This is a genomic window from Rhizobium sp. R86522 (assembly GCF_042466255.1).
Classification (GTDB): domain Bacteria; phylum Pseudomonadota; class Alphaproteobacteria; order Rhizobiales; family Rhizobiaceae; genus Allorhizobium.
Genome location: NZ_JAXHBX010000001.1, coordinates 4137610 through 4161783, shown reverse-complemented (window position 1 = coordinate 4161783; position 24174 = coordinate 4137610). Strand labels below are relative to the sequence as shown.

Annotated in this window: 19 protein-coding genes; 8 read left to right on the top strand and 11 right to left on the bottom strand. The window is 61.7% G+C overall.

The window, feature by feature from the left end:
* The first annotated feature begins 4 nt into the window (after window positions 1-4).
* Entirely contained in the window at window positions 5-259 is a 255-nt protein-coding gene (locus tag SJY08_RS20080) for a glycine zipper domain-containing protein (protein ID WP_054150342.1), read from the top strand.
* A gap of 210 nt (window positions 260-469) precedes the next feature.
* Here the strand turns inward: SJY08_RS20080 and SJY08_RS20075 are convergent, their stop codons facing one another.
* The 3 genes from SJY08_RS20075 to SJY08_RS20065 all read right to left on the bottom strand — a co-directional run bounded on the left by SJY08_RS20075 (window position 470) and on the right by SJY08_RS20065 (window position 2944).
* Window positions 470-823, bottom strand: coding sequence for a hypothetical protein (locus SJY08_RS20075; RefSeq protein WP_377277830.1), 354 nt, complete (start codon window positions 821-823; stop codon window positions 470-472).
* Between the two features lie 65 nt (window positions 824-888).
* Window positions 889-1614: a beta-ketoacyl-ACP reductase gene (locus SJY08_RS20070; RefSeq protein ID WP_054150340.1), complete on the bottom strand. Its 726-nt coding sequence runs from the start codon at window positions 1612-1614 to the stop codon at window positions 889-891.
* A gap of 148 nt (window positions 1615-1762) precedes the next feature.
* The gene (locus SJY08_RS20065; RefSeq protein ID WP_377277828.1) at window positions 1763-2944 is read right to left on the bottom strand and encodes an acetyl-CoA C-acetyltransferase; all 1182 of its coding nucleotides are present in this window, start codon (window positions 2942-2944) and stop codon (window positions 1763-1765) included.
* 224 nt (window positions 2945-3168) lie between these two features.
* Between SJY08_RS20065 and phaR the strand changes: the two genes are divergently transcribed.
* Window positions 3169-3747: a polyhydroxyalkanoate synthesis repressor PhaR gene (gene phaR, locus SJY08_RS20060; RefSeq protein WP_377277826.1), complete on the top strand. Its 579-nt coding sequence runs from the start codon at window positions 3169-3171 to the stop codon at window positions 3745-3747.
* A 39-nt stretch (window positions 3748-3786) separates the two neighbouring features.
* On the opposite strand, the gene SJY08_RS20055 is transcribed toward phaR, so the two are convergent.
* From SJY08_RS20055 to mtgA, 4 genes are all read right to left on the bottom strand, one after another.
* On the bottom strand, window positions 3787-4182 hold the full coding sequence (locus SJY08_RS20055; RefSeq protein WP_054150337.1) for a hypothetical protein: 396 nt from the start codon (window positions 4180-4182) through the stop codon (window positions 3787-3789).
* A gap of 133 nt (window positions 4183-4315) precedes the next feature.
* A complete protein-coding gene (gene rpmF / locus SJY08_RS20050) occupies window positions 4316-4501 on the bottom strand; it encodes a 50S ribosomal protein L32 (protein WP_006724402.1) in 186 nt (61 codons plus the stop codon).
* A 156-nt stretch (window positions 4502-4657) separates the two neighbouring features.
* Window positions 4658-5305 (bottom strand): glutathione S-transferase family protein, encoded by a 648-nt coding sequence (locus SJY08_RS20045; RefSeq protein ID WP_377277822.1) that lies wholly within the window; start codon window positions 5303-5305, stop codon window positions 4658-4660.
* A gap of 72 nt (window positions 5306-5377) precedes the next feature.
* Window positions 5378-6043 (bottom strand): monofunctional biosynthetic peptidoglycan transglycosylase, encoded by a 666-nt coding sequence (gene mtgA / locus SJY08_RS20040; protein WP_236759381.1) that lies wholly within the window; start codon window positions 6041-6043, stop codon window positions 5378-5380.
* Window positions 6044-6256: 213 nt separating this feature from the next.
* Between mtgA and SJY08_RS20035 the strand changes: the two genes are divergently transcribed.
* The 3 genes from SJY08_RS20035 to SJY08_RS20025 all read left to right on the top strand — a co-directional run bounded on the left by SJY08_RS20035 (window position 6257) and on the right by SJY08_RS20025 (window position 8923).
* On the top strand, window positions 6257-7171 hold the full coding sequence (locus SJY08_RS20035) for a polyprenyl synthetase family protein (protein ID WP_069042846.1): 915 nt from the start codon (window positions 6257-6259) through the stop codon (window positions 7169-7171).
* 1 nt (window position 7172) lies between these two features.
* On the top strand, window positions 7173-8228 hold the full coding sequence (gene hisC / locus SJY08_RS20030; RefSeq protein WP_377277820.1) for a histidinol-phosphate transaminase: 1056 nt from the start codon (window positions 7173-7175) through the stop codon (window positions 8226-8228).
* A 62-nt stretch (window positions 8229-8290) separates the two neighbouring features.
* Window positions 8291-8923, top strand: coding sequence for a LysE family translocator (locus tag SJY08_RS20025; RefSeq protein WP_377277818.1), 633 nt, complete (start codon window positions 8291-8293; stop codon window positions 8921-8923).
* A 54-nt stretch (window positions 8924-8977) separates the two neighbouring features.
* Here SJY08_RS20025 and SJY08_RS20020 read toward each other — a convergent pair whose 3' ends face one another.
* From SJY08_RS20020 to SJY08_RS20010, 3 genes are all read right to left on the bottom strand, one after another.
* On the bottom strand, window positions 8978-9643 hold the full coding sequence (locus SJY08_RS20020) for an OmpA family protein (protein ID WP_377277816.1): 666 nt from the start codon (window positions 9641-9643) through the stop codon (window positions 8978-8980).
* A 76-nt stretch (window positions 9644-9719) separates the two neighbouring features.
* Window positions 9720-10985, bottom strand: coding sequence for a flavodoxin-dependent (E)-4-hydroxy-3-methylbut-2-enyl-diphosphate synthase (ispG, locus tag SJY08_RS20015; RefSeq protein ID WP_377277814.1), 1266 nt, complete (start codon window positions 10983-10985; stop codon window positions 9720-9722).
* A 130-nt stretch (window positions 10986-11115) separates the two neighbouring features.
* Entirely contained in the window at window positions 11116-12309 is a 1194-nt protein-coding gene (locus tag SJY08_RS20010; protein ID WP_069042842.1) for an MFS transporter, read from the bottom strand.
* 202 nt (window positions 12310-12511) lie between these two features.
* Between SJY08_RS20010 and SJY08_RS20005 the strand changes: the two genes are divergently transcribed.
* Window positions 12512-13390: a DMT family transporter gene (locus SJY08_RS20005; protein WP_377277812.1), complete on the top strand. Its 879-nt coding sequence runs from the start codon at window positions 12512-12514 to the stop codon at window positions 13388-13390.
* On the opposite strand, the gene SJY08_RS20000 is transcribed toward SJY08_RS20005, so the two are convergent.
* On the bottom strand, window positions 13372-14535 hold the full coding sequence (locus SJY08_RS20000; protein ID WP_377277810.1) for a M20 aminoacylase family protein: 1164 nt from the start codon (window positions 14533-14535) through the stop codon (window positions 13372-13374). The two genes, SJY08_RS20005 and SJY08_RS20000, sit on opposite strands and share 19 nt — an antisense overlap.
* Before the next feature lie 137 nt (window positions 14536-14672).
* On the opposite strand from SJY08_RS20000, the gene SJY08_RS19995 reads away from it, so the two are divergent.
* Complete coding sequence (locus SJY08_RS19995; RefSeq protein ID WP_054150328.1) at window positions 14673-15308, top strand: TetR family transcriptional regulator C-terminal domain-containing protein; 636 nt, start codon at window positions 14673-14675, stop codon at window positions 15306-15308.
* 358 nt (window positions 15309-15666) lie between these two features.
* Window positions 15667-24174: a GH36-type glycosyl hydrolase domain-containing protein gene (locus tag SJY08_RS19990; RefSeq protein ID WP_377277807.1), complete on the top strand. Its 8508-nt coding sequence runs from the start codon at window positions 15667-15669 to the stop codon at window positions 24172-24174.

The following is a 24174-nucleotide window of genomic DNA, read 5'->3' as shown; positions in this document are numbered from 1 at the left end:
GACGATGAAAAAGACCCTTCTGGCACTCGCATTGATCGCACCTCTCGCCGGCTGCACGGCGACCGAACGTGGTGCCGGCATCGGCGCAGCTTCCGGCGCCGTCATCGGTGGTGTGGCGACCGGCAATGTTCGTGGCGCAGCCATCGGTGCAGGCGTAGGTGGCGTTGCTGGCGCCCTTATCGGCAATTCGCAGGAACGCCGCGGCTACTGCGTCTACCGCAACCGCTACGGCGAGACCTACGAAGCACGCTGCCGCTAACAGGCATATCGCACAAAAGCCGCCGATCCCCAGGGTTCGGCGGCTTTTTCGTGCCCTGCATTAACCGGTCGACCAAAGCCGGAACGAATCGACGACGAATCGCGGACTCATTGGTCTTCCCGGTTTGTTCACTGCTATATATGGTGTAATAACAATCAGTTAACCATATGCAGCGGTGGATATTAAGAATCTCGCACGCAGCTGTTGAGCTCAATCATTAACAGGAAGTCCGAGCCTTCCGCGCAAGGCGCGATACTGTACCGCATTAGTATCGGACCTCGCTTCTTCCCGGTCCGAGGGCAGATCATCGTAGTCGATCGGCTCAGCGAACTGGACTGACGTGAAGTCGAAGCGGCGACCGGCAATCAGGTTGTAGAAGTGCGCCCCCTGCTGAAGGGGCGTCTTTAAGATCTGGCCGCCAAACAGGTCCTGAACAACAAGGCTGGTGACACCACACTGGCCCCTTGCCGGATTGTCCGATGACCAAAGGCTGGAGGTCTCACGCGACCAAGCTTTTGTCAGGCGCTCGGCAAATTGCGCGATATCGACGGCCGATTGGATCATGGCGCTTCCCAGGAACGAACAAGGCCGGCACAAGGCCGGCCTCGAAGTCGAAACCTCATCGTAATTCAGACGAAAAACTGCCCACCATTCGCGGAAATCGTCGATCCGGTGATGAAGCCTGCATCGTCGGAGGCAAGGAACACGACACAACGGGCGATTTCTTCGGGCTCGCCAAGACGACCGACCGGGATCTGTGGAATGATCCGCTCGTTCAACACCTTTTCCGGGATGGCGCGCACCATCTCAGTCCCGATATAGCCCGGGCAGATGGCATTGACGGTGATGCCCTTGGCGGCTCCTTCCTGGGCGAGCGCCTTGGTGAAACCGAGATCGCCGGCCTTCGCCGCAGAATAGTTGGCCTGCCCCATCTGGCCCTTCTGGCCGTTGATCGAGGAGATGTTGATGACGCGACCGAAGCTGCGGTCACGCATGCCGGTCCAGACCGGGTGGGTCATGTTGAAGAGACCGGTGAGATTGGTGTTGATCACCTCGCCCCACTGCTCGGGCGTCATCTTGTGGAACATCGCGTCGCGGGTGATGCCAGCATTGTTGACGAGCACCTCCACCGGACCGAGTGCAGCCTCAACCGCAGCGATACCGTCGACGCAGGCCTGGTAATTGGAGACATCCCATTTAAACACGGGAATGCCGGTCTCGGCTTCGAAGGCCTTGGCCTTCTCTTCATTGCCGGCGAAGTTCGCCGCGACCTTGTAGCCTGCATTCTTCAAGGCGACCGAAATCGCAGCACCAATGCCGCGCGTGCCACCGGTTACCAAAGCCACTCTGCTCATGCTGTCCTCCCCGTTCTTCTTCTATGGGTTCCCATCTGGATCACCGTCGCGTTCCCGTCGCAACGGCATGACTTGCCCATCCCGGCCAAGAGCCGGGATGGAAATTCGTCGGGTCAAGGGCGAACGGCCGCCATTCGAAGAGGCCGGATCAGAATGCCTCGAGGCACATGGCAACACCCATGCCACCGCCGATGCACAGCGTGGCGAGGCCCTTCTTGGCGCCGCGACGCTTCATCTCGAACAGCAGCGTGTTGAGAATGCGGGCGCCGGACGCGCCGACCGGATGGCCGATCGCGATTGCGCCACCATTGACGTTCACGATCGAGGTATCCCAGCCGAGATCCTTGTTCACGGCGCAGGCCTGTGCGGCAAAGGCTTCGTTGGCTTCAACGAGGTCGAGATCGGAAATCTTCCAGCCGGCCTTCTCAAGCGCCTTGCGCGAAGCCGGGATTGGGCCAGTGCCCATGATCTTCGGATCGACACCTGCGGTTGCCCAAGAGACGACACGGGCGAGCGGCGCGATACCACGACGCGAAGCCTCGGCCTCGGTCATCAGCAGGGCGACCGCCGCACCATCATTGATACCGGATGCGTTGCCGGCGGTGACCGTGCCTTCCTTGTCGAAGGCGGGTTTCAGCTTCTGCATGCTTTCGAGCGTCGCACCGATGCGGATGTACTCATCCTGATCGACAGTGACGTCGCCCTTGCGGCCGGGCACGATGACAGAAACGATTTCGTCCTTGAAACGGCCGGCAACCTGGGCGGCCTCCGCCTTGTTCTGCGAAGCGACCGCAAAGGCGTCCTGTTCGTCACGGGTCAGCTGCCACTGCCGGGCAACATTTTCCGCGGTCGTGCCCATGTGATATCCGTAGAAGGCATCGGTAAGGCCGTCCTTGATCATGGTGTCGACCATCTTCAGGTCGCCCATTTTTGTGCCGTTGCGCAGGTGCGCGCAGTGCGGCGCCATCGACATCGATTCCTGCCCGCCGGCAATGATGATCCTCGCGTCGCCTGTCGCGATCTGCTGCATGCCGATGGCGACGGCACGCAAGCCGGAACCGCAGAGCTGATTAAGACCCCAGGCTGTCGCCTCCTGCGGAATACCGGCCTTCATCGCTGCCTGGCGAGCCGGGTTCTGGCCCTGCCCTGCGGTAAGGATCTGCCCGAGAATGACTTCGTCGACTTCACCCGCCTCCACGCCGGCGCGCTCCAGCACGGCCTTGATGGCGATGGCGCCGAGATCATGCGCTGCGACGGATGACAACGCCCCGTTGAAAGATCCGACCGGGGTTCTGGCAGCGCTCGCGATAACGATGGACGGGGTGCTCATGGAGGTCTCCTCGGGTTTTGTGATTGAGGAGAAACTGACAAAGACTGCCGCCGGTGTCAAACAAGATAAGCCCGACATTCTCGTTCTTTGGTTGCGCTTTCCTGTCTTTCGTCAAATGCCGATCCTGCATCGCACAAAGAGATTGTCACCGGACTGAATTTGCGCTTACACTTGACTTCGGGAAGAGCAAAAACAATCGAAAAACGACGGGTTAGGAGACAGAAATGGCCAAAGCCGATGGCGAAATCGTTATCAAGAAGTACGCCAATCGACGCCTCTACAATACCGGGACCAGCACCTACGTCACCCTTGAGGACCTCGCCAAGATGGTCAAGAAGGGCGAGGATTTCATTGTGCAGGATGCCAAGTCCGGTGACGACATCACGCATTCCGTCCTGACCCAGATCATCTTCGAACAGGAATCCAAGACCGGCAATACCTTGCTGCCGATCTCCTTCCTGCGCCAGCTCATCAGCTACTATGGCGATCAGATGCAGATGGTCGTCCCGAGCTTCCTCGAGCATTCGATGAAAGCCTTCACCGAACAGCAGACCCAGATGCGCGAGCAGATGACCAAGGCCTTCGGTGACCATCCACTGTCCAAGAACCTGCAGATGCCGATCCAGCTGATGGAGGAGCAGGTCAAACGCAACACCGATATGTTCCAGCAGGCCATGCAGATGTTCTCGCCCTTCCTCGGTGGCCAGCAGCCAGCCAAGGAAACCAAGAAGGCGGAAGCCAAGGATATCGACGAGTTGAAGGAGCAGTTGCGCTCCCTGCAGAACAAACTCGACAATCTTTGAAGAGCGAGGCCCCGGAAGGGGCCTTTTTCATATTGGGGATCAGAGCCCGATCGAGACGTCCCGTCCGGCGGCCCGATTGGAGATCGTGAAGCCTGCAACGACATCGATGAAGGCGATGACCATCAGGCTGAAGAACAGCTGCGTTGCTGCGTCGCGCACGAGCAGGAATTCGACGAGAAAGCCGATAAAGACCACCATGGAAAACATGTGGTTCATCAGCGACCCCCGGGTACTCAGCGTCGCTTTCAACACCTCGAAAAACAGGGCGATCAGCGCCGACAGGATGACAAGATCGCCGAGCGTCATCGTCCAGACGGCACCCGACAGCATCGGCACGGTCATGATCACTGTCGAGAAGGCGGCAATCCCGCTTCCGAGCATCACGGCGTTGTAGAAGATGAAGGGAACGATCATCAGCGGCACGGCAATCAGCATGCGGAATCCTTCCTTGCACTGCGATCCCGTCCGGCTCCGCGGCGGGCGCGGCGCAATTTAACTATGCCAAATGACAAATGAAAAGGCCGGCGCAAGCGCCGGCCCTTCAAACTAGTCAGTCAAAGCGCAGGAATTATGCGCTTTCCTTCGGCGTCAGAACCTGACGGCCGCGATACATACCGGTCTTCAGATCGATATGGTGCGGGCGGCGCAGTTCGCCGGAGTTCTTGTCTTCGACATAAGTCGATGCCTTCAGCGCGTCAGCAGAGCGGCGCATACCGCGCTTGGACGGGCTTGTTTTTCTTTTTGGTACAGCCATTTTCGTTACTCCACGTGACGGGCAAGACGGGTTTATTCGGCCTCGATGAGACCGGACAGAACACGTCTCGAACTCGGAATTTGGCGGGCTTATACATGCCCGAAGTCGGTTTGACCAGACCCCGGGCCACTTTTTTCGAATCTAACCGAGGCCCGCTCAGGCCTCGTCTTCGGGCACGATCCAGGGTTCAGCAAGTGCCGCCGTCTCCCAGCTACGCCAGGCCGGATGCGCTCGCATGGCATCCATATAGGCGGCCGTGTCTGCATCTCCTACCAGATCGTAGGCTGCAAAGCGATTCCCGACAGGCGCGAACATGGCATCCGCCGCGGAAAAGGCGCCGAACAGGAAGAGCCCGCCCGACCGTTTCCGCATCTCCCGCCAGATCGCCTCGATGCGGGCGACATCGGCCGCCACCCCCTCGGGCGACGGGATCGCCCTCACGGGCCGCCGCAGGTTCATCGGGCAAGCGCTGCGCAAGGCTCGGAACCCGGATAGCATTTCCATCGAGATGGATCGCGCGAGCGACCGGCTCTCGCGATCCGCAGGCCAGAGCCCGGCATCGGGATAGAGCTCGGCGACATATTCGATGATGGCGAGCGATTCCCAGACCCGGACAGAGCCGTGATGCAGCACAGGCACCTTGCCCGTCGGCGAAAGCTCACGGAACTGAGGATGCGTGGCACCCGGTCCGAAGAGGATCAGTTCTTCGCGAAACGGTATGCCGGCGGCCGTCATCGCGATCCAGGGCCGAAAAGACCAGGAGGAATAGTTCTTGTTGGCGATATAGAGGATCAGGTCGTCCATGGCGCGCTCCGCGTTGTCGAGAACCGATCCTAGACGCGTCGGAGTGGTTCCGACCAACGAAAGCTTCTGATCTCAGCCATAAAGACAGGTGATGTAATCACCCGAGGCGCGCGCACGACGATCGACGACCCCGGCCAGACGCCTCAGACCCGGCCCCGGCTTGCTCGCGACACGATCGATCGGATTTGGGAGGGAGACGGCGAGAAGGGCCGCCTGCTGGCGACTGAGCTTCGCGGCCGACGTCTTGAAGTGATGCTGCGCAGCCGCTTCGATGCCGTAGATACCCGGACCCCATTCGGCGACATTGAGATAAATCTCCATCGTCCGCTCCTTCGGCCAGGCAGCATCCAGCGCCAGCGCCAGGGGCAGTTCGAGGCCTTTGCGAATGAAAGAGCGACCGTTCCACAGGAACAGGTTCTTCGCTGTCTGCATCGGGATCGTGCTGGCGCCGCGCGTCGCCTCACCCGCCATTGCGTCGTCGATCACGGACTGCAGCTGGGTCCAGTCCACCCCGCCGTGATTGCAGTACTGGCCGTCCTCCGACATCATGACGGCCCGCACGACATTCGGCGAGATATCCTCGAACTCCACCCAGCGACGATCGTAGCCTTGCAAGGTGGCGAGATCCGCCAGCATCAGCGTCGAGACCGGCCGGACAAACTCCAGACGATAGAGCAGAATGAGAAGGTAAGGCGCGGCGAGGAAGATGAAGAGTGCAATGAGCACGGCCCGGACGATCCGGGGCCGACGCCGCCGCTTCTTCTCGGGCGCAAACTTCTCGTCTTGCTCCAATGCCTCGACTTCCAGTGTCAATGAAGTGGGGTCCGTGATCGATGATGGCCCCTCATAGCCGCCCTCTTGGCAAATGACCAGTCTGGGTGCGCGCTTCCGCCTCTTTCCCCGGCTCAATTTCCCGTTGCCTGACCAGGGGTAGCGTGCCAAATAGCCGGAATGACCAAGAGCGCCGATGCCTTTGAAAAAAGCCTGAACGCCCACGCCACACTCGTCGAGGCGAGGCTGGACATCCTGCTGGACGCGACGCCGCGTCCGGCGGAAGTCGCTCGCCCCCGGCGGCTGATCGAGGCCATGCATTACGGCGCCCTGAACGGCGGCAAGCGCCTTCGGCCTTATCTGGTGATGCAGGCGGCACGCCTTTTCGGCGGAAGCGAAGAGGCAGCCCTTCAGGTCGGCTGTGCGCTCGAATGCCTGCATAGCTATTCGCTCGTCCATGACGATCTGCCCGCCATGGACGACGACGACCTGCGCCGCGGCAAGCCGACGGTTCACAGACAGTATGACGAAGCAACCGCGATCCTCGCCGGCGATGGTCTGCTGACCTACGCCTTCGACATCATCGCTTCACCGGAAACACCCCTGCCCGACACAGCCAAACTCGCCCTTGTCCTCGAGCTCTCACGCGCAGCCGGAATCGGCGGCATGGCTGGTGGCCAGATGCTTGATCTCGCTGCCGAGACGGATCAGCCCGACGAAGCAGGCATCGTGACGCTGCAGGCCATGAAGACGGGCGCGCTACTGCGGTTTGCCTGTGAGGCAGGCGCCATCATCGCCGGTCGCCTGGCGGAAGACCGCGATCGCCTGCGCCGCTTTGGCGAAATCATCGGCCGCGCCTTCCAGCTGGCCGACGATCTGCTCGACATTACCTCGGATGCCGCCACCCTTGGCAAGGCAACCGGCAAGGACGCGGCCAAGGGCAAGGCGACGCTGGTCGGCCTCAAGGGCACCGACTGGGCCCGCGCCGAACTCGACCGGCTGGTCGCAGAAGCCAACGCACTCCTTGAGCCCTACGGCGAACAGGCCGAGCCGCTCAAGGAAGCCGCCCATTTCATCGCCTACAGGAAGAAATAGCATGAGCCGTTTCTGGTCGTCCGCCGTCCACGCACTGGAACCCTATGTCGCCGGCGAACAGCCGAAGATCCCGGGTCTGGTCAAGCTCAACACCAATGAGAGCCCCTACGGGCCCTCGCAAAAGGTGCTGGACGCGATCGCAGCCACGTCCGGTGAGCGTCTGCGCCTTTATCCCGATCCGGCGTCCACGGCCCTGCGCGAGGCCATTGCGAAGCGCTTCGACCTGACCATGGACGAGGTCTTCGTCGGCAACGGCTCGGACGAAGTGCTGGCCTTCACCTTCGCAGGTCTGCTGAAGCACGACGCGCCGCTCCTCCATCCCGACATCACCTACAGCTTCTACAAGACCTATGCCCGTCTCTTCGAGGTCAAGGTCGAGGAGATCCCGCTGGACGAGGGCCTGCGCGTGCGTATCGGCGATTACGACCGTCCTTGCGGTGCAATCATTCTTGCCAATCCGAACGCACCGACCGGCATCGCTCTCCCGCTGTCTGAGATCGAAAAGCTGGTCGCCTCGCACCCGGATCAGGTGGTGGTGATCGACGAGGCCTATGTCGATTTCGGCGCAGAGACGGCAGCTTCGCTGATTCCGCGCTACGACAACCTGCTCGTTGTCCAGACCTTCTCGAAATCCCGCTCGCTCGCAGGCCTGCGGGTCGGCTTTGCGCTCGGCCAGCGGCCGCTGATCGAAGCGCTGGAGCGCATGAAGGACAGCTTCAACTCCTATCCCGTCGACATGCTGGCCCAGGCCGCCGCCAAGGCCGCGATCGAGGACGATGCCTGGTTCGATGAGGCACGCAGCAAGATCATCGCCAACCGCAACATGGTGACAAAGGCGCTAGAGACCCGTGGCTTCGAGGTCCTGCCGTCATCGACGAACTTCGTCTTCGCCCGCCATCCGGCGCATCAGGGTGCCGTTCTGCAGAAGGGTCTGCGTGAGCGAGCGGTCCTCGTTCGCCACTTCAACAAGCCGCGCATTTCGGACTTCCTCCGCGTGACCATCGGCACGACAGAGGAATGCCATCAGTTTATGGACGCGATCGATCAAATCATCTGACGTGTCGTCCGCGTCGGAAAGCGCTACGCTCCTGCAACTTTAGTGAGAACCGGAGCGTGCCTGTGACTGAAATCCTGCAACACTGGCCTCAGGTCGTGACCGCCTATCTCGTCTACCTCGTGGCGGTCTTGAGCCCCGGCCCGGCCACCATGGCGATCGCTTCCGCCTCGCTTGGCCAGGGACGGAGGCACGGCCTGACGATTGCGGCGGGCATCTTTTGCGGATCGATGACCTGGGCGATTGCCGCCTCCCTAGGGCTGGCCGCGGTCCTGTCGCAATATGCGCAGGCGCTGATCCTGATGCGTATCCTCGGAGGGCTCTATCTGCTCTATCTCGCCTGGCGCGCATTCCGCTCCGCCGCGAGCAGCATTGACCCGCTTTCCCTGACCAAAGCCGCTTCGAGACTGAAACGCACTTTTCTGATGGGCTATGCGATCCACCTGACGAACCCCAAGGCGATCTTTGCCTGGCTTGCCATCATCTCCCTCGGCCTGCCGGCGAGCGCCACACCGGTTGCCGTTGCTATCATCGTCTGCGGCTGCCTTGTGACCGGCTTCATTGTCTTCATGGGCTACGCATTGCTGTTCTCGACGCCCGGGGCACTGCGCATCTACCGCGCGGCCCGGCGTTACATCGATGGAACGCTCGCGGTCCTGTTCGCGACCGCAGGCGTGAAAATGCTGACCTTCCGCTGAAACGAAAAAGGCGCCGCATGGGTTGCGGCGCCTTGCATGTGTTCAGATCGCCGATCAGCCCTGGGTCAGCGGCGAGATCTGGATTTCCACGCGACGGTTCTGCGCACGGCCGTCCGGTGTCGCGTTGGATGCAATCGGCTGGTTCGGGCCGAAGCCGACAGCCGAAACACGACGCGGGTCGACGCCCTGGCTGTTGAGATAGCCGGCAACCGACATGGCGCGGCGCTCGGACAGCCCCTGGTTATAGGCCTGGCTGCCGGTCGAATCGGTGTGACCGTTGATATCGATCAGCGTCCGGTCGAACTTGCGCAGCACGATCGCAACCGAGTTCAGGGTCGGGTAGAACTGCGGCATGACCGCATCCTGATCGGTGTTGAACGTGATGTTCGACGGCATGTTCAGGATGATGCGATCGCCGACGCGGGTGACCGAGATCCCGGTTCCCTGCAGCTGGGCGCGCAGTTCGGCTTCCTGCTGGTCCATGTAATTGCCGATCGCGCCGCCCGCCAGCGCACCGATACCGGCACCGATGAGGGCTGCGTTGCGGCGGCCTTCCGGCGAACCGCCGACAGCGAGGCCACCAAGCGCGCCAACGGCAGCGCCCAGCGCCGCGCCGCCCGCCGTGTTGGACACCTTCTGCTGCCCCGTATAGGGGTCGGTCGTGGTGCAGGCACTCAGATAGGTCGCGCTCAGCGCGAGAATGGCGAACTTCTTGATCATGCTCGGTGTCCCTCCAGGATTCGGCTGATAATCCGTCAACCGTGAAATTGCGGCAACAAAAAGTTGGCCAGCAAGCTCACTCAGCCGCCGACTTCTGGCCGTAACGCTTCTCGATATAGTCTGCCACCAGCGCCTCGAAATCGGCTGCGATGTTCCGGCCGCGCAGAGTCATCGCCTTCTCGCCGTCGATGAACACGGGAGCCGCCGGGTTTTCCCCGGTGCCCGGAAGCGAGATGCCGATATCGGCATGCTTGCTTTCGCCAGGACCATTGACGATGCAGCCCATGACCGCAACGTTCAGGCCCTCGACACCCGGATACTTTTCACGCCAGACCGGCATGTTCTTGCGCAGGTCGTCCTGGATCTTCTGGGCGAGTTCCTGGAAGACCGTCGATGTCGTGCGACCGCAACCCGGACAGGCCGCGACAACAGGCACGAACTGGCGGAAGCCCATGACTTGCAGCAGTTCCTGGGCAACCTGGACTTCACGGGTCCGATCACCATTCGGTTCCGGGGTGAGCGACACGCGAACCGTATCACCGATACCATGCTGCAGCACGTAGCCCATGGCCGCGGACGAGGCGACGATGCCCTTCGAGCCCATGCCGGCCTCGGTAAGCCCCAAATGCAGAGCATGGTTCGAGCGCTCGGCGAGCATCGAATAGACGGCGATCAGGTCCTGCACCTGGCTGACCTTGGCCGAGAGAATGATGCGGTTACGGGGCAAGCCAATCTCTTCGGCAAGCTCGGCCGACAGGAGCGCGGATTGCACGATCGCCTCACGCGTCACCTGACGCGCCGAAAGCGGCGAACCATTGGCCGCGTTCTCGTCCATAAGCCGGGTCAAGAGCTCCTGATCGAGCGAACCCCAGTTGACCCCAATGCGGACAGGTTTGTCGTAGCGGATCGCCATCTCGACGATCTCGGCGAACTGCTTGTCCTTCTTGTCCTTGAAGCCGACATTGCCGGGATTGATGCGATACTTGGCGAGCGCCTCGGCGCAGGCCGGGTGATCGGCGAGCAGCTTGTGGCCGATGTAATGAAAATCGCCGATCAGCGGCACGTCCATACCGAGGCGGAGCAGGCGCTCGCGGATTTTTGGAACGGCAGCGGCACTCTCGTCACGGTCGACGGTGATGCGGACGACCTCGGAGCCTGCCTTGTAGAGGGCAGCAACCTGGGCAACGGTCGCATCGACATCTGCGGTATCGGTATTGGTCATCGACTGAACGACGACAGGAGCTCCACCACCGATGATGACGCCACCCACTTCCACCGCGACCGACGAACGGCGCGGCTTGGGGTCAAAGGCATCGGCGGGCGGGATCAGGGGTGCGTTCATGGCTGTTTCTCTGCAAGCCTCAATCGCCATGGAGGTGGATCAAAGCCGATCGCTTGTCAACTGAAAGACGCCTTTACGCGTTCACATGCCCGCGTGCGCAAGTCTGTCCAAAGCGACGTCCCCACATCTTTCAGTGACCTGTCGCCCGGTCCGCATGACGCGCGAGCCTGGAGAGAGCCAGAACCACGATCAGCAGCGCTGGGATCGCTGTGTAGACACTCGACAGCGACGTGTGCTCGGCCACAAACCCGATCAGCGATGGCGCAAAGAGGATGCCGGAATAGCCCATGGTGGTGACGACCGAGAGGCCAACACCGGGTGCAAGCCCCGGAATGTTGCCGCCCGCCGAAAACGCGATCGGCACCATGTTCGAGATCCCGATTCCGGTGATGGCAAAGCCGATCAGCGCAAAGGTCACGCTGGAAGACTGGCCCGCCATGACAAGCCCGATGATCGCAGCCACACCGCAGAAGCGCAGTGTATTCACGGCACCGAAGCGGTCACGGATGAAATCGCCCGCAAAGCGGCAGACCGCCATGGTGAGGGAGAAGGCCGCGAAGGCGAAGCCCGACATCTCGGTCGAGGCATTCAGCTCGTTGCGCAGGTAGAGCGCGCTCCAGTCAAGCACGGTGCCCTCAGGGATCATGCAGAACAGCGCGATCGTGCCGATCAGCCAGGGCAGCGGCGTCATCGGCAGCTTGGCCTTGGCCGGCTCGTCACTTGGATGCGGCGCGTCCGAGAGGATCATCGGGCGGGCGACAAGAAAGAGAACGACGCAGACGGCGGCCAGAAGCAGCACGTGACCAGTGACACCGAGCGCGGCAATCAGAAAACCGCCGGTCGCCGCACCGCAGAGCCCACCAAGGCTCCAGAAGGCGTGACAGGAGGACATGATCGAACGGCGCATGTTGCGCTCGACCTCGACCGCATTGGCATTCATCGCCACGTCCATCGCCCCGGTCAGGCCACCGAACAGGAAGATGGCGATGGCTCCCGTCCAGATATTGTCGACCAGCGTGACGAGCACGATGGTCGGGATGAACAAGAGCGTGGTCACTTCCACGACGCGCCGCGAGCCGTAACGGGCAATCTGCATGCCGGCGATCGGCATCAGCACCAGCGAACCCACGCCGAAGACGAAGATCATCACGCCCAGCATCAACTCCGACAATCCGAGCGCCTCTGAGAAGAACGGAATTTTCGGTGCCCAGGCTCCGATGACGAGGCCATTCAGGAAGAAGAGCAGGGCGACAGCGGCCCTCTCCCTGGTGACGATCGGCGCTGGTTCGGCCGGGGAAGTGATGGTGTGGGCTATGTCATTCATGTCCTGCTCCCATAGTCGGGCGCACTGTAATTAAATCGATTTAAACGACAACATGTCCCGCGCGTCCCGACTGTAAATTTTTGTTTCGCATGACAACATTGTCGGGAGTTCTGAACGGGGATTGACAGGGACGAGCCGGCGTCTGACACAGATAGTCATTGCGGCCATCTGCTTGCGCCGCCCGACCCCGAAAGACGCTTCCGTGAAAACCGCCGTTGGCGCTGGCATCCTGCTCTCCAGTCTCGCCTATCTCTTCTTTGCCATGCACGACGCCATGATCAAGTTGCTCGTGGAAACGACAACCGTCTGGCAGATCCTGTTTTGCCGCAGCATTGCGATCCTGCTTGGCTGTTACATCCTCGGTGGCCGCTCACTCACGCGGGAGACGGTGACGTCGCCGGCGCTTCGCCCGATGATGCTGCGCAGTCTTTTCCTGCTCGCCGCCTGGCTCTGTTATTTCAACGCGGCCAAGCATCTGCCGCTCGCCGATCTCACGACACTCTACTTCGCCGCACCGATCGCAGCGATCCTGCTCGCCATCCCCATTCTGGGCGAACGGGTTCCCATGAGCAGCTGGATTGCCGTCATCACCGGCTTCGTCGGTGTGGTCGTCGCCAGCAATCCGACAGGCCTTGCGACCGGCTGGCCCGTCTACCTCGCCCTCATCGCCGCCGTCTGCTGGGCGATCGCCACGACGCTGCTCAGAACCACCAGCAAGAGCGCCAGCAGCATGGTTCAGATGACGATGACGAATGTCTTCTTCCTGGCCCTGACGACACCCATGGCCATCCTCTCCTGGACCACGCCAAGCGGTCCGACGCAGATCCTGTTGCTGGCCGTCGGCTTCATCGGCGGTCTTGGTCAGATGAGCTTTTTCGAGGCGCTGCGCCGCGCGCCGATCTCGGTGATTGCGCCACTGGAATATACGGCGCTCGTCTGGGCCTTCGCGCTCGGCTACGCGATATGGGGAGACATCCCGGGACCGAATGTCTGGGCCGGCGCCGTATTGATCGCCGGCGCGGGCCTCATCATTCTCTTTGCCCAGCGGCGCAAAATGCCCGCTCAGGACCTCGAGAGATAGCGCTCTGCAAGCTCCACCCAGAGAGTGGTCCCGACGGGCAGGATATCGTCGTTGAAGTCATAGCGTGGGTGGTGCAGCGGCGGATCGTTGGGTGTCCGTTGCGTGCCGAGGAAGAAGTAGCTGCCCGGGCGCTTGGCGAGCATGTAGGCGAAATCCTCGCTCCCCATCATCGGGCGCGGCAGGTCATAGACCTTGTCCTGTCCAGCAAAGCCCACCGCGAGATCGCGGACGAAATCCGTTTCGGCCTTGTGGTTGATGGTCGGGTCGTATCCCCGCTCATAGTCGATGGTCACGCCCATGCCGTAACTCGCCGCCTGACCTTCGGCCACCGCCCGAATGCGCTGCTCGAGCTGGTCGCGGACCTTGGGATCGAAGGAGCGGATCGAAAGCACCATCTCCGCCCGCTCCGGAATGACATTGCTCGCCGCACCCGCATGGAATCCGCCGACGGTGATGACGGTCGGATCGAGCGGGTGAATGTTGCGCGACACGATCGTCTGCAGCGCCATGACGATGGACGCGCCACACACAATGGGATCGGCCGTCGATTGCGGTTCGGCCCCGTGACCACCACGGCCGTTGACGGTGATCTTGCACTCGTCGACGGCAGCCATGATCGGCCCTTCCCGGAGCGCGATATGGCCGAACGGGATCTCCGGATCGTTATGCAGCGCGAAAACTGCATCGCAGGGGAAGCGATCGAAGAGGCCATCCTCGATCATGATCCGGGCTCCGCCGAAATTCTCTTCGGCTGGCTGGAAAATCAGGTGAATGACACCATCGAAATTCCGCCGTTCGGCGAGGATCTTCGCCGCACCGAGCAGCATTGCGGTATGACCATCATGGCCACAGGCATGCATCACGCCCGGTATCTCGCTGGCATAGGGAAGACCGGTCTCTTCGAGGATCGGCAGAGCGTCGAAGTCGGCTCGAATGCCGATGCTTCGCTCGCTCGACCCGTTTCTGAGGGTGGCGACAATACCGGTCTTGGCAAGCCCGCGCGTCACCTCATAGCCGAAAGCGGTCAGTTGTTCGGCGACATAATCCGACGTCTTGAACTCCGACAGGCCGATCTCCGGAAACCGATGCAGATGATGCCGCGTCGCAAGCACTTCAGCCATCACATTGGGCGCGTGGATCGTCATGGAAATTACCTTTCGGTCGTCTGGGCATGAGCATGAAAGCGCAGACTGTGGCACTTGCCGGCCAGTTGTTCAACCGTATAAAAAGACGTCCATCGCTGACGAAAATCTGCTGCCCTATCCGTGCCGGAGAGACCACCATGACACGACGCACGTTCCAGCGTGCCGGTGAAGCCGAGCGCCGGAAGGATCTGATCGCGGCGACCTTGGACAGCGTTTCGGAACATGGCCTGGAAGGCGCGACCGTCCGCGACATCGCCGCCAGAGCCGGCGTGACCGGCGGTTTGATCCGTCATTATTTCTCCGGCAAGGACGAAATGGTCCAGGCGGCCTATCGCGAAATGCTGGCAGGAATGACCGGCTCCGCCGTCGATGCCATGGCGGAAGCCGGGGCGAACCCGCAGCGGCGCCTGCACGACTTCATCGTTGCCAATGTCAGCCCACCGATTGCCGATCCGAAAGCACTGTCCCTCTGGGCAGCGTTCATCGGTCGGGTGCGATCGGACGAGGAACTCGCCCGCATCCATCGAGAAAACTATCTGGTCTTCATCGGCATACTCGAAGACCTTGTCGGAGCCGTCTTGGCGGCGCGACGACACAACCCGCCCTTCTCCGAAGTCCGGCATCTCGCGGTCGCGATCAACGGCCTCATCGACGGTTTGTGGCTTGAGAATTCGCTCGCAAGTGACCTCTTCGACGAGGGACGTTTGCCGCAGATCGCACTGGATGCCGTCGAGGCTCTGCTGGGCGGATTGTCCTTGAGAGGTGCGGACTGAGCGATGAGACCCGCATCGCAAACAAGCATCCGGTACGCGTCGCGTTCGCGATCTGGTAACCGCACCGACAGATCGCTGACCTGCGAAGTTTCGACCTGCTTGATCGATGCTCGGCGGCTGCGATCAAGCCCCTTGGCCAGCCGCTTGAAATAAGGCATAAAAACGCCAACTCACCTGCCAGGATGCGAAAGTCGCAAAGAGAGTTCAACCGCCTCTGTTAGCCGTCGTATTACGGCCTCTTTCTGCCTCGATTGTTGGTCAACAACCCAATTTTGTGCAATGAGGCGCGGCGGCGAAGACCGGACGGTCGGACCACAACGGCTTTCTATTGAACCATCGAACCGAGAACCTATTTTTCATGACGCTGCATGTCCCATCGCGCGACCTCGAAACCAAGCAGATCGACCATAACGATTCCATACGATCTGCCTATTTTACGATCGAGGAATTGCGGGAAAGCGCCGCTTCTCTGGCGCTGAACGGCGTCGATGAACTACCCGGCCTGCTGGACTTCGACTTCTTCGCTAGGCACAAGGAAAACGAGCGCGAGATCCTGCGCGTCTATCGCGCGACGGCGGCTGACGTCGAAGCCGGGGCCACGATCACGCCTGCGGCCGAGTGGCTGCTCGACAACCACTACATCATCGAAGAAGCGATCCAGGAAGTTCGCCGCGACTTCCCGAAGAAGTTCTATCGCCAGCTGCCGACGATGAAGGTGGGAAGCCGCGAAATCCCGCGGACCATGGCGATGGCATGGCTCTACGTCGCGCATACCCACTCGACCGTCAGCCAGGAAAGCATGACGGCCCTTGTCGAGGGCTACCAGCAGCACCGGACGCTGGAGATCGGTGAACTCTGGGCAATGCCGTCGATCGCGCGCTTCGTGCTCATCGAAAATCTCCGACGCATCGCAACCCGCGTCGATCGCTCCCGCCGGATGCGTCGCCGGGCCAACGAGGTCGCCGACGAGATCATCCGTCTCAACGATCCTGTGGCAGCCGCGACCTATCTCAGCCAGATCGAGCAGCTGGCTGACGACAACACCTTCGCGACACAGTTCCTGTACCGCCTGCGCAATGGCTCGCAGAACACGAGCTTTGCCGTCGAATGGCTGGAAAGCCGACTGGAAGCGGCCGGCCGCACCGCCCAGGAGGCGATGGACGCCGAACACAACCGTCTCTCCTCCGGCAACGTTACGATGGGCAACATCGTGCGGGGCCTGCGCGAGATCGACGACAAGGAATGGTCGGTCTGGGTCGAAGAGGTCAGCCATGTCGACCGGGTCCTCGGCCAGCACACCGATTACCGCGAACTCGATTTCGGCTCGCGCAACGCCTATCGCAACACGATCGAAAGGCTGGCGCGTCGCTGCGACCAGAGCGAGATCGAGATTGCCCAGACGGCGATCGATCTGGCGACACAATCGGCGGGACCCGATGGACAGCTCGATGTTGGAAGCTATCTCGTCGGCAACAGACGGACCGAGCTGGAAAACGCCATCGGCTACAGCCAGCCTCTCTCCCGGATCCTGACCGACGGCATAAAGCGCCTGAACTGGCTCTCCATCGCAATCCCCGTCATTGCGCTCACCGTCGCAGCCCTAGCGGTTATCGGTTACTTCCTTAATCAGGCCGGCCTGCCGACCTCGCTCATCATGGTCCTGCTGGTCCTGGTCTCGCTGCCGGTTTCCGAAGGCGCGACGGGACTGTTCAACACGCTTGTCACCTTCTTCGTCAAACCGTTCCGCCTGACCGGCTACGAGTTCAAGCAGGGCATTCCCGAGGAAGCACGCACCCTCGTCGTCGTGCCCTGCATGATCACCAAGCGTGACGACGTCGACGAACTCATCCGCAATCTCGAAGTCCACTACCTGACCAACCCGCATGGCGAGATTTATTTCGCGCTCTTGAGCGACTGGAAGGACAGCCAGACGGAAGAGACCCCTGCCGATCTGGAGGTCCTCGATTACGCCAAACGCGAACTCGCCCAGCTCAATGGTCGCTACGATTTCGGCGGCAGGAACCGCTTCTACCTCTTGCATCGTCGTCGCCTTTACAACGAGGCCGAAGGCTGCTGGATGGGCTGGGAGCGCAAGCGTGGCAAGCTGCACGAGCTGAACCTGCTGCTGCGCGGCGATCGCGACACCTCCTATCTCCCGGGCGCCAATATGGTGCCGGAAAACGTGCGTTACGTGATGACGCTCGATGCCGACACCCGCCTGATGCGCGACGCCGTCACCAAGCTCGTCGGCAAGATGCACCATCCGATCAATCGTCCGGTGCATGACGAGAAGACCGGCCGCGTGATCAGCGGCTACGGCGTCCTGCAGCCGCGCGTCACGCCCTCTCTGACCACTGGCAAGGATGCCTCGGTCTTCCAGCGCATCTTCTCGATGAACCGCGGCCTCGACCCTTATGTCTTCACGGTCTCCGACGTCTATCAGGACATCACCGCCGAAGGCACCTTCACTGGCAAGGGCCTTTACGACGTCGACGCCTTCGAGACGGCGATCAAGGGCCGCATCGACGAGAACAGCGTGCTCAGCCACGACTTGCTCGAAGGTTCCTTCGCCCGCTGCGCGCTTGTCACCGACGTCGAGCTGGTCGAAGACTTTCCGACCCGATACGAGGTCGAGATCTCGCGCCAGCATCGCTGGGCCCGCGGCGATTGGCAGCTCATCCCCTATATCGGCGATACCAGCCGCGGCATCACCAGCCTCGGCCGCTGGAAGATGGTCGACAACCTGCGCCGCTCGCTGACCCCGATTGCCTGGTATGCCGCCTCGGTTCTCGGCTGGGCCACCATGGAGCCGGTGGGCGCCACCATCTGGCAGCTGCTTCTGATCTTCAGCCTCTTCGTCGCCCCGACCCTATCGCTTTTGTCGGGCATCGTCCCGCGTCAGACCGATATCGTGCCGGCCGCGCATTTCCAGACGCTGTGGTCGGAAGTCCGCTCGATCAACGCCCAGGTCGCGCTCCGCATCGTCTTCATCGCCGACAATGCCTGCATGATGGCCGATGCCATCGCCCGCTCGCTTTACCGCATGCTGGTGAGCCGCAAGCTGCTGCTCGAATGGCGCACGGCCGCCAGCGTCCAGTCGGCAGCCCAGGGCTCGATCGCCTCATATTACGAGAACATGCGCCATGCGCCGATCCTCGCCATCCTCTCGGTCGGCGTCGCGGCCATACCCGGCGGCTATGGCTATCTGATCGGCCTTCCGTTCGCCTTCCTCTGGGTCCTGTCGCCTCTGCTCGCCTGGTATGTCAGCCAGTCTGCCGAAACGGAAGACAGCCTCGAGGTTCCAGAAAACGTCTCGTACGAACTGCGCAAGATCGCTCGCCGCACCTGGCGCTACTACGAGACCTTCACGACCGCCGGCGACAACTATCTGCCCCCGGACAATTTCCAGGAAACGCCGGAACCGCTGATCGCCCATCGCACCTCGCCGACCAATATCGGCGTCTATCTGCTCTCCGTCGTCTCCGCTCGCCATTTCGGCTGGCTGAGCTTCGAACAGACGATCGAGCGCATGGAGCAGACGATCTCCACCGTCGAACGGATGGAAAAGTATCGTGGCCATCTCTACAACTGGTACTACACGGACACGCTCAACACGCTTGGCCCGAAGTATATTTCGGCGGTCGACAGCGGCAATCTCGCCGGCCATCTGATCGCGATCTCCTCGGCCTGCCGTGAATGGGCGGAGGCGCCGTCCGCACACCTTCAGGGCAATTTCGACGGCATCGGCGATGTCGGCGGCATCCTGCTCGAAGTCCTCGGCGAGCTGCCGGATGACCGAAAGACGGTGCGTCCGCTCCGTCGTCGTCTTGAGGAACGCATCATCGGCTTCAACACGGCGCTTGCCGCCGTCAAGCGCGAGCATGAATTCGCCTCGATCCGCATCATCAATCTTGCAGTGCTCGCGCGTGACGCACAAAAACTGGCGGCAAATCTCCACCACGAAATTCGCTCGGAGGCGAGTGCGGAAGTCGTTCGCTGGACGGAATCGCTGGTGTCGGTTTGCGAAGCCCACATTGCCGACACCGCATTCGACCTCTCGAACATCGATCCGCTGCGCCAGCGCCTGAGCCAGCTCTCCGAGCGCGCCCGCAACCTCGCCTTTTCGATGGACTTCACCTTCCTCTTCCGTCCGGAGCGTCGCCTGCTGTCGATCGGCTATCGCGTCGACGCCCGCGAACTGGACGAGGCCTGCTACGACCTGCTCGCTTCGGAATGCCGTCTGACCAGCCTGTTTGCGATTGCCAAGGGTGATCTGCCGACGGAACACTGGTACCGCCTCGGTCGCCAGGTCGTGCCGATCGGTGCCCGCGCTGCGCTGATCTCCTGGTCGGGCTCGATGTTCGAGTATCTGATGCCGCCGCTCGTCATGCAGGAGCGACAGGGTGGCATTCTCAACCAGACGAACAATCTCGTGGTCATCGAACAGATGAACCACGGCCGCCGGCTGAACATCCCCTGGGGCATTTCGGAAGCAGCCTTCAATGCCCGCGACCACGAGATGAACTATCAGTACACCAACTTCGGTGTGCCGACACTCGGCCTGAAACGCGGCCTCGGCCAAAACGCCGTTGTGGCGCCTTATGCCTCGATCCTCGCAAGCCAGTATTACCCCGAGGCAGCGCTTGAGAACCTCAAACGCCTGCGCAAGCTCGGCGCGCTGGGGGCTTACGGTTTCCACGACGCCGTCGACTTCACCCCGACGCGCCTGCCGGACGGCAAGAAATGCGCTGTCGTCTACAACTACTATGCCCACCATCATGGCATGTCGATCGCAGCCATCGCCAATGTCGCCTTCAACGGCCGCCTGCGCGCGCTCTTCCACGCCGATCCGGTGATCGAAGCGGCAGAACTTCTCCTGCAGGAGAAGACGCCCCGAGAAATCCCGGTCATGAGCGCGAAATACGAGCCACAGACCCCGGGCAAGGGCCAGGCGGACCTTCTGCGCGCCGAAGTCCGCACGATCGAGGATCCCGCGACCAAGGACCGCGAAGTCGTCTTCCTTTCGAATGGCCACTATTCTGTGATGATGACGGCCACCGGCTCCGGATTCTCGCGCTGGAACGGTCAGTCCGTCACCCGCTGGAAACCCGACACGACCGAAGACCGCTGGGGCACGTTCCTCTTCCTGCGCGATACCGCCACCAATGAGTGGTGGTCGGCGACATCGGCGCCGCGCCGCGCAGAAGACGAAAAGACCAAGGTCATCTTCGGCGACGACAAGGCGGAATTCTTCAAGACCGTCGGCGACATCTCGACCTCGGTCGAATGCATCGTCGGCACCGAGCATGATGCCGAAGGCCGCAGACTAACGATCCTGAACACCGGCACGGAAGACCGCTACATCGAGGTCACGTCCTACACCGAGCCGGTGCTGGCCTACGAGGATAGCGACAACGCCCATCCGCTCTTCTCGCGCATGTTCGTCAAGACCGAATTCGGTCGTCGCCGGGACGTGATCCGCGCCGAGCGCAACAAGCGCAGCCCGTCCGATCCGGATATCTGCGTTGCCCATCTGGTGGTCGACAGTGCGGGCCAGGGTCGCCCGACGGAATTCGAAACCGACCGCCGCAAGTTCCTCGGCCGTGGCCGCAGCCTCGGCGAGGCAGCCGCCTTTGACCCCGGCGCCAACCTCTCCGGCTCGGAAGGATTTACGCTCGATCCGATCCTCAGCCTCCGCCGCGTGGTGCGCGTGCCGGCTGGCAAGAAGGTCCAGGTGATCTTCTGGACCATGGCCGCCCCGAACCGCGAGGAAATCGATCAGGCGATCGAACGCTACCGTCATCCGGATGCCTTCAGCCACGAGCTCATCCATGCCTGGACGCGTGCCCAGGTCGAGCTTCGCCACATCGGCATCACCTCACAGCAGGCGGCTGCCTTCCAGCATCTGGGCCGTTACCTGACCTATCCCGACAATCACCTGCGTGCGGATCCCGAAACGGTCCGCAAGGGGCTGAGGTCGCAGTCGGCGCTGTGGCCCATGGCGATTTCGGGCGACTTCCCGATCTTTGCGCTGCGCATCAACGACGACATGGACATGGACATCGCCCGCGAGGCGATGAGTGCACTGGAATATCTGCGTCGCCGCGGCGTCGTGGCCGATCTCGCGATTATTAACGAGCGCGCGACCTCCTATGCGCAGGACATGCAGCATGCGCTCGACCAGATGGCGGACAATCTGCGCCACCGCCTGCCCGGCGGTCGCCAGCATGTGTTCACGGTCCGCGACGACCTGCAGGACGAGGGCTCGACACTTGCAGTCCTGGCAGCCGCCCGCGTTGTACTCCACACCCGCAACGGCAAGATCGTCGACCAGGTGAACCGCGCCGTCTCGCTCTTCGCCACTCCGCGCACGATCGATGGTGAGCTCGAATGGGCAGGCTTGCCGCCCGTACAGTCGACTCCCGCCAAAACGGGCCGCGTGACCGACGGTTCCGACCTCGACTTCTGGAACGGCTTCGGCGGTTTCTCGAAAGACGGTTCGGAGTATGTCGTGCGTCTCGACGGATCTGCGGCAACGCCGCAGCCGTGGATCAACGTCATCGCAAACGAGAACTTCGGCTTCCACGTCTCGGCAGAAGGGGCCGGCTTCACCTGGAGCCAGAACTCGCGCGACTACCAGGTAACGCCCTGGACCAACGATCCCGTGGTAAACCGTCCGGGCGAGGCCTTCTACGTCACCGATCTTGGCAGCGGACGCGCCTATGCGACCGTCAGCGCGCTGAACACCGATCCTGCGGCCACCTTCGAGACACGCCATGGCATGGGTTACTCAACCTTCGTCAGCCAGCATGGCGATCTCGAGATCGAACTGACCCAGACTGTGGATCGCGAGCGCCCGGTGAAGCTCACGAAGATCCGGCTGAAGAACGCGAGCCCGGAGCCACGCAAGTTCCGCATCTATGGCTACGCAGAATGGGTCCTCGGCAACAATCCGGCCCGCACCGCCCCCTTCATTCTGTCGAGCTTCGATGAGGAGACCGGGGCACTGCTTGCCTCCAATCCGTATGACATCAACTATCCGGGCCGCTTCGCCTTCCTGGCTGGACCGGAACAGCCGGATGGCTATACGGCCAGCCGGCGCGAATTCATCGGTCGCAACGGCACGATCAAGCTGCCACAGGCCGTCGCCCGTGCCTCGGGACTTACGGGCTCGATCGAGAGCGAAAGCGACCCTTGTGCGGCAATTGCCTTCGATGTCGAGCTTGCTCCCGGTCAGTCGCGCGACATGACCTTCCTGCTCGGTGAAACCGAGACAGCGGAAGACGCAGTCGATGTTGTGAAGACGGTTCGCGGCTCAGGGTTCGAGACGGTCCTCAAGGCCAACCGCGACTTCTGGACAGGCTTCACCGGCAAGCTCTCCGTGGAAACCGGCGACAAGGCATTCGACAACCTCGTCAATCGCTGGCTGCCCTACCAAGCGCTTGCCTGCCGGATTTTCGGGCGGGCCGGCTTCTACCAGGCAAGCGGCGCTTACGGCTTCCGTGACCAGTTGCAGGACACGCTGGCATTCCTGACCGTCGAACCTAAGCTCGCCCGCCGCCAGATCCTGAATGCCGCTGCGCGTCAGTTCGTAGAAGGGGACGTTCAACATTGGTGGCTGCCGCAGACAGGCGCGGGTGTCCGCACCATGATCTCCGACGACGTCGTCTGGCTCGCCTATGCAGTCGACCAGTATGTCTCGGCGACAGGTGACCAGGCGATCCTGTCGGAACAGATCCCGTTCCTCGACGGACCGCAGCTTACGCAGGGTCAGCATGACAGCTTCTTCCTGCCCAATACCGCCGCTGAAACGGCAGATCTCTATGAGCACGCGGCTCGCGCGCTCGACCTCGCCATTGCCCGCACCGGCGAACACGGCCTGCCCTTGATCCTCGGTGGCGATTGGAACGACGGCATGAACCGCGTCGGAATCGAAGGCCATGGCGAAAGTGTCTGGCTTGGCTGGTTGCTTGCCGCCACATTGGAACGTTTCAGGCTGCAGGCGGACAAGCGTGGCGATCGAGACCGCAGTGCCCGCTGGAGCGAGCATGTGGCAAAGCTCAAGGCTGCCCTGGAAACGGCAGGCTGGGACGGAGAGCATTATCGTCGTGGCTATTTCGACGACGGCTCGCCGCTCGGTTCGAATGACTCACGCCAGTGCCAGATCGACTCCATCGCCCAGTCCTGGAGCGTTCTGTCCGGAATGGGAGATCCCGCCCATACCGGAAAGGCACTCGATTCCGCCGTCTCGAAGCTTGTAGACGCAGAGAATGGCATCGTCCGCCTCTTCACGCCGGCTTTCGAAAAACCCGAAATCGATCCGGGCTACATTGGCGCCTATCCGCCTGGCGTGCGTGAAAACGGCGGCCAGTATACCCATGCGGCGATCTGGCTCGGCCTGTCCCTGGTCCAAGCCGGTCGTCTCGCCGATGCCTGGCGCGTCTTCGAAATGTTGAACCCGATCAATCACGCGAAAACGGCAGACGAGGCAGAGCGTTATCGCGTCGAGCCTTACGTCGTTGCGGCCGATATCTATGGCGGCGACGGCTATGCCGGACGCGGTGGTTGGACCTGGTACACGGGATCTGCAGGCTGGCTCTATCGTTTCGCGGTCGAAGGCTTCCTCGGCATCCGTCGCAAGGACGGCGAGCTTGTCGTGAACCCTGCCCTGCCCGAACATTGGGAAGGCTTCAAGGCCAAGGTCGACGTTGATGGTCGAAAGGTCGCTGTCGCCGTCACACGGACCGCAGAAGGCTACGATGTGACCCTCGATGGCAAGCTGCAGGCAACCAGTGAGGATCTACCGCCTGCACCGCCGCCGGCCAAGAAACCGGCGCGCAAGCCGAAGATCAAGGCAGCCGAATAG